General features: G+C 45.4%; 11 protein-coding genes and 1 pseudogene. 9 read left to right on the forward strand and 3 right to left on the reverse strand.

Annotated features, from left to right (window positions below; genetic code table 11):
* Positions 1 to 22: 22 nt before the first annotated feature.
* Genes QTP81_RS03635 through der form a run of 3 tightly spaced genes read left to right on the forward strand, consistent with a single transcriptional unit; the run spans position 23 to position 3,376 of the window.
* A complete protein-coding gene (locus QTP81_RS03635) occupies positions 23 to 640 on the forward strand; it encodes a YfgM family protein (RefSeq protein WP_289363787.1) in 618 nt (205 codons plus the stop codon).
* A 9-nt stretch (positions 641 to 649) separates the two neighbouring features.
* Positions 650 to 1,882: an outer membrane protein assembly factor BamB gene (bamB, locus tag QTP81_RS03640; protein WP_289363788.1), complete on the forward strand. Its 1,233-nt coding sequence runs from the start codon at positions 650 to 652 to the stop codon at positions 1,880 to 1,882.
* A gap of 42 nt (positions 1,883 to 1,924) precedes the next feature.
* On the forward strand, positions 1,925 to 3,376 hold the full coding sequence (der, locus tag QTP81_RS03645; RefSeq protein ID WP_289363789.1) for a ribosome biogenesis GTPase Der: 1,452 nt from the start codon (positions 1,925 to 1,927) through the stop codon (positions 3,374 to 3,376).
* A gap of 2 nt (positions 3,377 to 3,378) precedes the next feature.
* Here der and QTP81_RS03650 read toward each other — a convergent pair whose 3' ends face one another.
* Together QTP81_RS03650 and xseA are read right to left on the reverse strand one after the other, a co-directional pair.
* Entirely contained in the window at positions 3,379 to 4,443 is a 1,065-nt protein-coding gene (locus tag QTP81_RS03650) for a hypothetical protein (protein ID WP_289363790.1), read from the reverse strand.
* A 107-nt stretch (positions 4,444 to 4,550) separates the two neighbouring features.
* Positions 4,551 to 5,900 (reverse strand): exodeoxyribonuclease VII large subunit, encoded by a 1,350-nt coding sequence (gene xseA, locus QTP81_RS03655; protein WP_289363791.1) that lies wholly within the window; start codon positions 5,898 to 5,900, stop codon positions 4,551 to 4,553.
* Positions 5,901 to 6,004: 104 nt separating this feature from the next.
* On the opposite strand from xseA, the gene guaB reads away from it, so the two are divergent.
* From guaB to QTP81_RS03685, 6 genes and pseudogenes are all read left to right on the forward strand, one after another.
* Complete coding sequence (gene guaB, locus QTP81_RS03660) at positions 6,005 to 7,474, forward strand: IMP dehydrogenase (protein ID WP_289363793.1); 1,470 nt, start codon at positions 6,005 to 6,007, stop codon at positions 7,472 to 7,474.
* 63 nt (positions 7,475 to 7,537) lie between these two features.
* On the forward strand, positions 7,538 to 9,115 hold the full coding sequence (guaA, locus tag QTP81_RS03665; RefSeq protein ID WP_289363794.1) for a glutamine-hydrolyzing GMP synthase: 1,578 nt from the start codon (positions 7,538 to 7,540) through the stop codon (positions 9,113 to 9,115).
* 323 nt (positions 9,116 to 9,438) lie between these two features.
* Positions 9,439 to 10,083: a PEP-CTERM sorting domain-containing protein gene (locus tag QTP81_RS03670; protein WP_289363795.1), complete on the forward strand. Its 645-nt coding sequence runs from the start codon at positions 9,439 to 9,441 to the stop codon at positions 10,081 to 10,083.
* An 11-nt stretch (positions 10,084 to 10,094) separates the two neighbouring features.
* Positions 10,095 to 10,406, forward strand: a pseudogene (locus QTP81_RS03675) (GMP synthase (glutamine-hydrolyzing)); the annotation flags it as partial.
* Positions 10,407 to 10,488: 82 nt separating this feature from the next.
* Positions 10,489 to 11,295, forward strand: a complete 807-nt coding sequence (locus QTP81_RS03680; RefSeq protein WP_289363796.1) for a sulfotransferase domain-containing protein — start codon at positions 10,489 to 10,491, stop codon at positions 11,293 to 11,295.
* On the forward strand, positions 11,295 to 12,077 hold the full coding sequence (locus QTP81_RS03685; RefSeq protein WP_289363798.1) for a sulfotransferase family protein: 783 nt from the start codon (positions 11,295 to 11,297) through the stop codon (positions 12,075 to 12,077). The genes QTP81_RS03680 and QTP81_RS03685 overlap by 1 nt, the downstream gene beginning before the upstream one ends.
* 15 nt (positions 12,078 to 12,092) lie before the next feature.
* Here QTP81_RS03685 and QTP81_RS03690 read toward each other — a convergent pair whose 3' ends face one another.
* Entirely contained in the window at positions 12,093 to 13,004 is a 912-nt protein-coding gene (locus QTP81_RS03690) for a hypothetical protein (RefSeq protein WP_289363799.1), read from the reverse strand.
* Positions 13,005 to 13,033: the final 29 nt, after the last annotated feature.

Raw genomic sequence — 13,033 nt, forward strand, 5'->3', positions numbered from 1 at the left:
ACATTGTAAGAGGTAACTAACAGTGGAACAGTTTGCAACAGAAGAACAACAAGTTGAAGCGATTAAGCGATTTTGGAAAGAAAATGGTATCGCGATTGTTGTCGGTGCGGTCATTGGCTTGGGGGGGCTATGGGGCTGGCAGTATTATTCTGATAGTCAGTTGGCGGCTAAAGAAGCTGCGTCTCAAGGCTATCAAGACGTCGTTGAAAACTTGCAAGCAGATGATGGTATTGCAAAAGCTGAAGCATTTCTGGCCGAGTACGAAAGCACAGGCTATGCCGCAATGACAGCGTTGGTGCTGGCTGCTCAAGAGGTTGAAAATAATAATCTAGAGGCAGCACAACGCCACTTACAAACAGCTGTGGCAAGCCAAGACGGTGCTTTGAAAAATGTTGCTTTGTTGCGTTTAGCGCGAGTTCAATTGGCGCTTAATAACGCTCAAGCCGCACTGGATAGCGTAGCTAAAGTTGAAGGTGATGCATTCACTGCACAAGTAGAAGAGATCAAAGGTGACGCATTCGTTGTGCTCGCAGACTTTACTAAAGCAAGATTGGCTTACAGCGCGGCTGTCGAAGCTGATAGCGCCAATCGCCTGGTTAAGATGAAATTAGATAACCTTGCAATTACAGCGGGTAGCTAAGGATTGTCTGTGAAGAATTTTAAATGTGTAATCGCTGCAGGTTTAGTATTTTCGCTAAGTGCCTGTAGCACTGTATCCGATTGGTTTGCAGACGAAGAAGAACTCGAAATTCGTCGCTTAGAACCTATAGCGGAACAGTTTAAGCCCGTCAAAGTATGGGATCGTGATATTGGTCATGGCGTTGAAAACTATTATTCGAGACTGCGTCCAGCGGCCGCTTATGACAATCTTTACGTTGCTAATCGTCAAGGCGACGTTGTTGCGCTAAATCAAGCAACAGGCAAGGTCACATGGGAACGCAACTTTGCGATTTTTCCAGAGCAAGGCTTTTTTGATGGCTTAACCTCACTGTGGTCGAGCGGCGTTTCAGCTAAGATTTCTGGAGGCTTAACCGTTGTTTTTGATACCGTTTTCTTTGGCACGGAAGATGGTTTTGTCTATGCATTAGATGCTCAGACAGGTGAGACTAAATGGCAGGCAGATGTGCGCGGTGAAGTGTTGGCTGCACCCGCGGTCGAAAGTGGCATTGTTGTTGTCAATACCGGGGCAGGAGCCTTGATTGGTTTAAACAGTATTGACGGTACTGAGCTGTGGCGCGCGGATAGCGAAGTGCCACCACTTTCATTGCGAGGACTCTCCAGTCCGGTCACAGCCAGTGGAGGGGTCATTTTTGGAACTCCAACTGGCAAGCTGCAAGTGAATATTATTCAGTCTGGTATGTTGGCTTGGGAGCAAGTGGTCAGTGCGCCAAGCGGGGCAACCGAGCTTGAACGTATTGTTGATGTTGATGCACAACCTATCGTTTTGGGCGGTACGGTTTATACAATTAGTTATGGTGGTACGCTAGCAGCCGTCGAACTGCGCAGTGGTCGAGTTGTTTGGAAGCGTGAGTACGCCGCGTATCAGTCATTAGCCCTAAATGGCAATACGTTATACGTTGTTGATAACAACAGCCATGTGTATGCGATTGACCGTCGAAACGGCGTCGAACTATGGTCACAGGGGCGTTTAAAAGGGCGTGAACTGTCTGCGCCGGTCACTATGGGCAGTTATGTAGTTGCGGGTGACAAATATGGTTTTTTACACTGGTTTAATCAATCTGATGGTCAGTTGGTTGCGCGTTATGAACTGGGCGGTGATGATGAAGATGAATCGATTTTCGTTGCACCGGTTGTTGCCGGTAATACTTTGTTTGCGACAACACGCGATGGTGTCGTTGCAGCATTACAGGTGTCGCAATAAGCGACACCTATTGTTCGTTTCTAGATTTTAGGTACCTGATTCATGCTCCCCGTAATTGCCTTAGTTGGTCGTCCAAATGTCGGTAAATCTACATTATTTAATCGCTTGACCAAGACACGTGACGCATTGGTTGCCGATTTTCCCGGGCTAACCCGTGACCGAAAATACGGACAGGCAACGGTGGATAGCATGGCATTTATCGTTGTCGATACCGGGGGCATCTCTGGCGATGAAGAAGGTATTGATGCCGCGATGGCTGAGCAATCACTATTAGCGATAGATGAGGCTGATGTTGTCTTCTTTTTAGTCGATGCGCGCGCAGGTATGACGCCCGCTGATCAGGGCATAGCCGAATACTTACGTCGCTCAGAGAAGAAGGTTTACGTTGTCGCTAACAAAGTAGACGGAATCGATGGTGATAGTGAAAGCGCAGACTTCTACGCGTTAGGTTTAGGTCAAGTGCACCAAATCGCAGCCGCCCACGGACGCGGTGTCAGTCAGTTGTTGAGTGAATCGCTGGGTGAGCTTACCGAGCAATTTCCAGATATGACCGTCTCAGAAGCAATTAAACCGGTTTCTGAAGAAGACGCTGATGCGCAATTAGAGCGTTTACAGGGCCTGCCGATAAAGTTGGCGATTGTTGGTAAACCCAATGTTGGCAAATCAACGCTGACTAACCGGATTTTGGGTGAAGAGCGCGTTGTGGTTTACGACCTGCCGGGTACAACTCGCGACAGCGTTTTTATTCCTATGCAGCGCGACGAACGCGAGTACATCCTTATCGATACTGCGGGTGTACGCAAACGTAAAAAAGTCACAGACGCAATTGAAAAATTCTCAATCGTCAAAACCTTGCAAGCAATAGAAGAAGCAAATGTCGTTCTGATGATAATTGATGCGCGTGAAGGCATCAGCGATCAAGACCTAAGTCTTTTGGGTTTCGTATTGAATTCCGGCCGCTCATTGGTACTTGCAGTTAATAAATGGGATGGTCTAGATAAAGACGTGAAAGAGGATATTAAGCGCGAACTTGATCGGCGATTAGGCTTTATTGATTTTGCCCGTTTGCACTTTATCTCTGCTCTACATGGAACTGGCGTGGGACATCTGTTTGAGTCGGTACAAGAAGCTTATGCGTCAGCGACGCAACGAATTAATACATCTATGCTGACACGGATTATGGAAATGGCTCAGGAAGACCACCAGCCACCATTGGTGCGAGGCAGACGAGTAAAAATGAAATACGCTCACGCTGGCGGTTACAACCCACCCGTGATTGTGATCCATGGTAATCAGGTACAAGATTTGTCTGATTCATATAAGCGTTACCTAATGAACTATTTCCGCAAGGCGTTAAAAACCATGGGGACGCCGATAAAAATTGAATTCCGCGAAGGCGCTAACCCCTTTGAAGGCAAGAAAAATCAGCTGACGCTAGCGCAGCAGCGCAAGCGCAAGCGCAAACGCATGATGGCATTTCACAAAAAACAATAACCTTAGGATTGGGGTTGACGCAGCATTCTCATTAGCTGTGATTGTTCGGGGACTTCTATTGTAGGTAGTGCGCCTTTAACCATACTTTCGGCGACTCGGCCTGGAAAGTTTGCACTGAACTTGATGAATTTGTCTTTAGATTGAAACAAGTAAGTTGTAGTAAACATTGGCTCGCCATCGTCATCCATTGCTTCCACATCAAAGTACATACCGCGGAAATGACGTTGTTCGGTTTGCCAGTCAATTGCTTTAATCTGACCAATAGTGACCCCCTGGATATTGCGACTCGCCGTAATCAATTCGATATCGTCTATTTCTTTGCGTAATTCGTGGGTAATTTGAATTTGTGGGTCAGGATTGGACTCATCAGGTATAAACACCGGATAAACAAAAATATCTATCACATCGCCAGGATATTGGGGGTGAGAATAGCGTGCAACAGCACCTTGTAATGGATCGTGATACAGCTGCATATCATACAATTCAAAGGCACTAATGACTTGTGGTAGCTTTAAGTCTGCGTGATAGTCACTGGCTTGCAACTTATCGTACAAAAAGCCGGCGGTGAATATTTCGGCCTGTTTAGCGTCTTCGATAAATTGACTGACCAATCGCTCGGTATAATCAGCAATGCTCAGAGTCGTTACTTGTTGCTGATTGAATGTGTCAGCGTATTGATAAGAGCCAAGCACAATACCGCGCCAGGTCACGTCAAATTCAGTAATGATTTGGCTGTCAGTCACGCTTTCATCACCCGCTGAACTAACCAACGTATTGGCAATTAATAGCTCGTAATCATAACCGTCTTCGCTGGCGCCTGTTTTGAGAAAATAGTTAGGCAGTTCAACTGCCGCATAAAGTGCCATTGGGTCGATGAAATCTTCGGCGCAGTGATATTGCTCAGCGATTTGACAGAGTGATTGCACCTCGTCACCAGGAAAAGAGGAAAACACACTAATTGGAGGCAGGGTAGTCTCTGCACTAGCCATGCCTGTTGTACCTAGCGCAAGCGCAGTACATGAGGCCATCAGCCAGCTTGGTATAAATTTAGAGTGTTCGTACGACAAAAAACCGCTCCCTGAGCGAAATCCATGCTGGATAATGCCTGACATGAATCTGCCGCACAAGCGGAGATTTACAATAAAAGCAATAAATGCGACGAATATCAAAATCGCTATGATTTACCAATCTCAGTAACTTGACTGACTAATGCTCCGTCGTGCAATTGCGTGCGAATTTCGTCTCCGATTTGGACTTGTTTGCTCGATACCACAACTTCGCAATTCGATTGGGTGATGCTATAACCACGACTCAATGTGGCTAATGGGCTAAGCGACTGTAATAGCCCAGCTTGTTCCGCAAGGCGTTGGCGGTGCTTTTGCAGTCTATGTACAACAACGCTTTGCAGGCGCATGTGTACTTGGCCAAGACGCTGTTGATGCTGATAAATCTCCCGTTTCGGTGAAACCCGGATTAAACGCTGGGCTAGTTGGGAGAGATATTGCTGGGTCTGGTTGTTCTGACGCTTGACTGCATTAGCTAAGCGAGCGGCTATTTCATCAAGGCGCTGAGATTGAGTAATGAGTTTACTTTGTGGATGATTGCGTTGGACTCCGTTCGCAGCTGTTTTTAGACGATATGCGGCTTGTTCCAAATGACGTCGCATATGTTGACGTAGCGCGCGATGCAATGTGTCGATAGCCTGCAATTGGTGGCGTACGTCTCGGCTGACAACCTCTGCGGCAGCACTTGGCGTAGGGGCGCGCAAGTCAGCGACATAGTCGGCAATGGTAATGTCAACTTCGTGACCCACAGCACTAATTATCGGCAAAGTAGATTCTGCAATCGCGTAAGCTAATTGTTCATGATTAAAGCACCACAAATCTTCAATCGAGCCGCCACCTCTACCGACGATTAAAACATCGACTTCGCTGCGCCGGTTAGCAACTGTAATAGCATTGATAATATGCTGGTGAGCTTCAACGCCCTGTACTTGAGTGGGATAGACAATGACTTTAGTTGCAGGGCTGCGCCGACGAAGCACTGTCAGTATATCGTGCAACGCGGCACCCGTTGCAGATGTAACTACTCCAACAGTATTAACGATGTCAGGTATTTGACGCTTGCGTTCGGCGGCAAATAGTCCCAGTGAATTTAACTTTGCCTTGAGCGCTTCAAACGCAGCTTGGAGATCACCACTACCATCGAGTTCCATATAATCAGCAATTAACTGATAGTCCCCGCGAGGCTCGTAGAGAGAAAGGTTACCGCGAACTAATACTTTATCACCTTCCTTGGGGCGATATTTCAGGCGGGCATTCGCACCTCGAAACATAGCCGACTTTATTTGTGCCTTACTGTCTTTTAACGTGAAGTACCAATGACCACTTGCCGCTGCGGTAAAATTGGAAATTTCAGCCGATAACCAAACATTTCCCACTTCCGCTTCTAACAACGACTTAACGTAGCGATTTAGCTTAGTTACGGAGTAAATTTGGCGGGAGTTGCTAGGTGGTTTTAACATAGTTTATTTTTTTATCAGCTTTATTGCGAAAGGCAGTTTACCTGAATTATAAAAAACACTACAATTGCGCCGCAATTAAAACCTTATCCCGTAGGTGGAATTGCATGCTCCGAATCGCTAAAGAAGCTCTGACATTTGACGACGTTTTGCTCGTCCCTGGTCACTCTCAAGTATTGCCACACATGGCAAGTCTAAAAACGCGTTTAACACGTGGTGTTGAACTAAACATTCCGATGGTTTCTGCTGCCATGGATACGGTTTCTGAAGCGCGATTAGCTATTGCGCTTGCCCAGGAAGGTGGTATCGGCTTCATTCACAAAAATATGACTCCGGAACAGCAGGCTAAACACGTTCGCCAAGTTAAGAAATACGAAAGTGGTGTGGTTTCTGATCCTGTGACGGTAAAACCGTCGGCCACTATTGGCGAAGTGAATGCGTTAAGTCAAAAATTGGGTTATTCAGGATTCCCTGTTATCGATACAGACAATAACTTAGTCGGTATTGTCACAGGTCGAGACTTGCGATTTGAAAATAGATTTGACCAACCTATCAGTCAGGTAATGACGCCGAAAGAGCGTTTAGTTACGGTGAAAGAAGGCGCTCCTTCAGAAACAGTGTTGGAATTGATGCACGAACATCGAATCGAGAAAATTTTGGTCGTCGATGATGCGTTTAAACTCAGCGGATTGATTACTGTTAAGGATTTCCAAAAAGCCGAAAGTAAGCCCAATGCGTGTAAAGATAAGCTTGGACGATTACGCGTTGGCGCGGCAGTGAGCGTCGGTCCGGGTACGGATGAACGGATTAAATTACTCGTTGAGGCGGATGTTGATGTGCTGTTAATCGATACCTCGCACGGCCACTCACAAGGCGTTATCGATCGTGTTCATGCAATTCGCCAAGCCTATCCTGATGTCCAGTTAATTGCTGGTAACGTGGCAACAGGTGAAGGCGCTAAAGCTCTTGCTGATGCAGGTGTTGACGCTGTTAAAGTCGGTATAGGCCCAGGTTCCATCTGTACTACCCGTATTGTCACCGGTTGTGGTGTACCGCAGATAACCGCAGTAAGTGATGCTGTCGAAGCTCTGGAAGGTACTGGAATTCCAGTAATTGCTGACGGCGGTATCCGTTTCTCTGGTGATATTGCTAAAGCCATTGCTGCAGGCGCAAGTTGCGTGATGGTTGGCAGTATGTTGGCCGGCACAGAGGAAGCGCCAGGTGAAGTGGAGTTATATCAAGGCCGTTACTACAAATCCTATCGCGGTATGGGCTCGTTAGGCGCTATGAATCAAAGCCATGGTTCATCCGATCGTTACTTCCAAGAGAGTAACAATGCGGAGAAGTTAGTACCTGAAGGCATCGAAGGGCGGGTCGCTTATAAAGGTCCTATTGCGAATATCATTCACCAGCAAATGGGTGGGTTGCGCTCAGCAATGGGATTGACAGGGTGCCCGACCATTGATGACCTACGCACTAAGCCACAATTTGTCAAGGTAACCGCGGCTGGCATGGGAGAATCGCACGTTCACGATGTCAGCATTACTAAAGAAGCACCGAACTACCGCTTAGGATAATTTCCTACACTTGTCTTATTGCGCCATGCGTTGTCGTGGCGCTAGTTATTTAGGAACTAGAAAATGACCGCCAATATTCATGACCAACGCATCCTTATTCTCGACTTTGGCTCGCAATACACGCAATTAATTGCGCGCCGTGTGCGCGAAATCGGTGTTTATTGTGAGCTCTGGGCATGGGATGTCAGTGAAGAGCAAATCAAAACCTTTAATCCAGACGGTATTATTCTATCCGGTGGCCCCGAATCAGTAACCGAGGGCGGCTCACCACGTGCGCCGGAGTATGTGTTTAATGCTGGCAAGCCTGTACTGGGTATTTGTTACGGTATGCAAACCATGGCAGAGCAATTGGGTGGACGTGTACAAGGCTCAAATTTGCGTGAATTTGGTTATGCGCAAGTTGAGTTATTAGAAAGTACCCCTTTATTTGAACACATCGAAGATCATATCGGTGAAAACGGCAATGCGTTGATTGATGTTTGGATGAGCCATGGTGATAAAGTTGCCGAGATTCCCGCTGATTTTAAGACTATAGCCAAGACCGGAAGCTGTCCGCACGCTGCGATGGTTAATGAAGAGCGCCAATTCTACGGTGTTCAATTTCACCCTGAAGTCACACATACCAAACAAGGACAACGGATCCTGCAACATTTCGTGATGCAGATATGCGGTTGTGAAAAACTGTGGACACCAGCGGCTATCATTGATGATGCCATTGAGCGCATCAAACAACAGGTCGGTGATGATAAGGTTATACTTGGTCTGTCGGGAGGCGTCGACTCCTCAGTGACCGCCATGCTATTGCACCGAGCGATTGGCGACAACCTTACCTGTGTGTTTGTAGACAATGGTCTGCTGCGTTTGAACGAAGGGCAGCAAGTTATGGATATGTTTGGTTCGCACTTCGGCCTCAATATAATCAAAGTGGACGCGGAAGAGCGTTTCTTAAGAGCGCTGGAAGGTGAATCTGACCCAGAGGCAAAGCGCAAAATTATTGGGGGCGAGTTTGTCAAAGTATTCGATGAGCAAGCCGGCAATATAGTTGATGCTAAATGGCTAGCGCAGGGGACCATTTACCCCGATGTGATCGAATCAGCAGGTTCTGCAACCGGCAAAGCCCACGTGATTAAGTCGCACCACAATGTTGGCGGCTTACCGAAAGATATGAAATTGGGATTAGTCGAGCCTTTACGCGAACTGTTTAAGGATGAGGTGCGTAAAATCGGTCTTGAACTCGGTTTACCTTACGACATGCTGTATCGCCATCCATTCCCAGGACCAGGCTTAGGAGTCCGCGTCTTGGGTGAGATCAAGAAAGAATACTGTGATCTGCTGCGTCTGGCAGATGCCATTTTCATCGAAGAGTTGCACCGCGCTGAGCTGTATCACAAAGTAAGTCAAGCATTTACCGTATTCTTGCCTGTGCGCTCTGTTGGTGTAATGGGTGACGCGCGCAAATACGATTGGGTTGTGTCCTTAAGAGCCGTTGAAACCATTGATTTTATGACAGCACATTGGGCACATTTACCTTATGATTTCCTAGGGCACGTATCCAATCGTATCATTAATGAGATTGATGGAATTTCTCGTGTCGTTTACGATGTATCAGGAAAACCGCCGGCAACGATTGAGTGGGAGTAAATGCTCTTTAACGTTTGTTCACGTTGAGGTTACTTCAGTTTATTGGAGTAACCTTATTTGCGTTTCAAGGCGCCATTAACAATCTGTAAAAATTAGTATTCTCCATTCCAGGTAAACACGAAACAACAAAAGCACCTTTCTTTCGATTCCATTATTGGAGTGTTTTTCATTTATCGTCCTTTAGACATCATGCACTGTGTCAATATATTTTACATGGCTGAATTGTTGAACTGAAAATGTCATTATAAACAGCGTTTTAGATAATGGTGTGAAAAATGCATAACCACGATTATTGTAAAGTGTTTCCAAAAAAGGAAAGTAATATGCGATTACTAACTATTGTGTTTTTCATGTTTAGCCTTAATGCCAATGCGGCGTTAATTCTTGATCAATCATTTGATTCTTCAAATATTCAAACGGGCGCCAACTTTTCTCAAGGCAGTTTTGGGTTATTTGACGATTTTGTGCTAGCGGATACGTATAGCATAGATAGCATCAGTTTTTGGGGCGGGTATTGGAGTTCAGGCGCGCAGCCTGCGACGCCAAACTTTCGGGTGCAAATCCGCTCATCGACTAGCGTCGCTGACATAGTGTATGACTCGCTGATTAATCCAGTGGGCGTGTTTGATACGGGGTATAATCATAACGGTTCGAGTAACGGCGATATATTGAGATTTGACGTTGTTTTTAATGATTTAATTCTCGGCGCTGGTTCATATTTTATTACGTTCTCGAGTCAAAACAGCCCCAGCGGTACAAGTTTTTATTGGCAACGATTGAGAGGCTCTGGCGATCGAGCATCTGGTTCGCTCGGTGGCGAATTAAGCACATTTACTGCTTTAAATCTCGCGCTAGCGATTGAAGGATCGCAAGCACAGCAACCCCCGTCAGTGCCTGAGCCTGCTTCAATAGTACTCTTAGGTTTAGGTTTAGCTGGGTTAGCCGCTCGCCGCAGAGTCAAAGCATAATTAATCCCTAAGTGGTGCGTCTTGGAGATGCCATTTTCATCGAAGAGTTGCACCGCGCTGAGCTGTATCACAAAGTAAGCCACGCATTTACCGTACTCTTGCCAGTGCGCTCTGTTGGTGTAATGGGTGACGCGCGCAAATACGATTGGGTTGTGTCCTTACGAGCCGTTGAAACCATTGATTTTATGACAGCACATTGGGCACATTTACCTTTTGATTTCCTAGGGCACGTATCCAATCGTATCATTAATGAGATTGATGGAATTTCTCGTGTCGTTTACGATGTATCAGGAAAACCGCCTGCAACGATTGAGTGGGAATAGCCTAGACTCAATTTTGACAGTTTGCGGGGGATATTGGCTCCCCCAGGCGTTTACTGAAATCAAGCAAAGGGAATGGAGTGATATGAGTAACAAAAGAAGCTTTATCTTAGGCTTGGGGCACCAGAAATGTGGCACGAGTTGGCTGCACAAATACTTGTGTGAGTCCGATCTTTTCGCGCGGGGCTTTAAAAAGGAATATCACGTTTGGGATAGGTTAGATACACCGCTGTTTAAAGATAAACGTGAGAAGCTGACATGGCGTACATTTTTTAAGTCTAATTTAATGCGTGCTTACAAGATGGAGCACTCTGAAGGTTATTACTTCGACTATTTTGACCGGTTGATCGGCAACAATAAATTGATTGGCGCCGACATAACCCCCTCGTATAGTGGCCTTAGCGCGCGACGATTGGAATATATTAAACGCAACTTTGCTGAGCGCGATATTGATGTCAAGGTGGTGATTTTGACTCGTGAACCGTTGTCACGAATCAAGAGTGCCGTGCGGTTTAACCTGGATCGCAAAGATTACACAGAGGGTATTAACGTTGGTGAGACTGACTTTGAAAAGGCATTATTACAATATTACAAGTCTGAACACTGTACGTTGCGCACTCAATATCAAAATATTATCTTGGAAGCTGCAAAAGTCTTTAATCCAGAAGACATTTATGTAGGTTTCTATGAAAACATGTTTGACGAAGATGAGGTCAAACGCATATCCCAATTCTTACAGGTTGAGCCCAAATATGAATTTGTAAAAGTGCGGGTGAACAAAACCAAAAATACTGTGATGGAGACGAAATCTGATACTTTGATTAAAGAATTTTACGCCGATACGTATGCGTATTTTTATCAAAACTACCCTGTTACCAAAGAGCTCTGGTAATGGTTAACAAGAGCTTTATATTCCTAGCCGGTCACCACCGCAGTGGAACGTCACTGTTACATGAAATCATACGCAACCACAAAGATATCAGTGGTATGGTTGACACGGGGGTACCGGAGGACGAAGGACAGCACCTACAGAGCGTGTTTAAACCTGCATCTGAGTTTGGTGGCGCAGGTAAATATATTTTCGATGCAAACTCCTATATGAATGAGTCTCACGAGCTAGCCACGGAAGCTTCTGCGCAAAAAATACTTGAACAATGGGAGTCTTATCTTGACTCAGCCTGTTCGCATTATATCGAAAAAAGCCCTCCTAACTTAATTAGAACACGGTTTTTACAGCGTTTATTTCCCAATAGTAAGTTTATTGTCATCTTAAGACACCCATTAGCAGTTGCGTTTGCGACGCAAAAATGGAGTAAGAGCTCGATAAAATCACTGATAGAACACACCCTTAGAGGGTACGAGTTATTTGCCGAAGATAGTAAATATTTACAACAATGTTATGTGTTGCAGTACGAGAGCTTTATCGCTAGACCACAAATTGAAGTAGATAAAATTTTCGAGTTCCTAGACATGGAGTCGATCGAAGTTACACATCATATTCGCCAAGGCATAAACGAAAAATACTTTAATGCTTGGGAAAAGCATAAAAATAAATTGTGGAATAAGTTAATACCGCCAATCAATCAAAAACTCGAGCTACGCGCTAATAAGTTTGGTTATAGCTTACTTGACTACAGAAATGAGTTTGCGCGTTCACTATCGAGTCTCGCTTGATCTGATTTTGGCTGATTATTGCAACAAAAATATATTGGGGAAGGATTCATCGATTCGCTGAAGGTCTTCTTGGTATAACCGTTTTAGTAAGCTCGCTTCTTGTTCAGAGAACAAGGTGTATTTTTCAGCCTTATTATTTGCAGGAAATGTTTGATAGACATCGTCGCACACTTGCCGCCAGTTCGCTGGTTTTTTATCGAACTTTGCAGCCATTTGCTCAATCTTTTCAATTGCCGAATAGCTTGGCGTCATTGTCGAGGTTGGCCTAGAAAGTGTGGGAACGGCAATATTTTCATCACCAATAAATGCTTTAATAATGTCACTGCTGCGCTTTGAATAATCCTCTTGCGTCCATATTTTAAAAGCGAAAGGCCGCGCGGTTATACCGTTTATCCGCTTTAGTAAATCATGCCAATTAGGCCTATAACCATGCTTAAATAGTTCGAGGAAATAGTCTTTTGCAGCGATTGCTCCCTTGGGGTTAAATCGCAACATTGTAATATATGCTCCGGTCATTACTTTGTCGAAAGAACGGATCGACGCGTAAACCCTGACGTCCAGCTTTTGTGATGCTAAAACATCCAAAAAATGTAGCTTAGATTCTATCTGGGGATAGAGCCGTTCGCTCAATAATTGCAGTGGTGTGCCTGAGACGTTTTCTTCCGACAACAACAGGTGCTCGCAGTGTGAAGGAAGGTAAAAGTTAGTTTTTCGCAGATAGAGGTACTTGAGCTTGGCCGGAGCAAGATCATAAAGCATTTTTTTCTTACCTTTAGGGGTAAGTGCGCTTAATTTCTGCCGAGTTTCGTCCAGAGGCTCATAATACATACCTTGGTTCACAAGGTCATTTCGCATTGCAAGCAACGTATCCTGAAAGTGCGTGGTCGCGGTTTTGTGAAACCCAATATGAAATTTAAATACTTTCAACCTAAATCCTTTACTTTGGAGAGACCAAC

The sequence above is a fragment of the Neoalteromonas arenosi genome (assembly GCF_030362855.1).
Lineage (GTDB): Bacteria > Pseudomonadota > Gammaproteobacteria > Enterobacterales > Alteromonadaceae > Alteromonas_E > Alteromonas_E arenosi.

What these genes read in the sequence shown, in the direction of transcription:
- QTP81_RS03685 (WP_289363798.1), top strand. Translation starts at nt 11,295, where the DNA reads ATGGTTAACAAGAGCTTTATATTCCTAGCCGGTCACCACCGCAGTGGA.
- guaB (WP_289363793.1), top strand. Translation starts at nt 6,005, where the DNA reads ATGCTCCGAATCGCTAAAGAAGCTCTGACATTTGACGACGTTTTGCTC.
- xseA (WP_289363791.1), bottom strand. Translation starts at nt 5,900, where the DNA reads ATGTTAAAACCACCTAGCAACTCCCGCCAAATTTACTCCGTAACTAAG.
- QTP81_RS03680 (WP_289363796.1), top strand. Translation starts at nt 10,489, where the DNA reads ATGAGTAACAAAAGAAGCTTTATCTTAGGCTTGGGGCACCAGAAATGT.
- guaA (WP_289363794.1), top strand. Translation starts at nt 7,538, where the DNA reads ATGACCGCCAATATTCATGACCAACGCATCCTTATTCTCGACTTTGGC.
- QTP81_RS03670 (WP_289363795.1), top strand. Translation starts at nt 9,439, where the DNA reads ATGCGATTACTAACTATTGTGTTTTTCATGTTTAGCCTTAATGCCAAT.
- der (WP_289363789.1), top strand. Translation starts at nt 1,925, where the DNA reads ATGCTCCCCGTAATTGCCTTAGTTGGTCGTCCAAATGTCGGTAAATCT.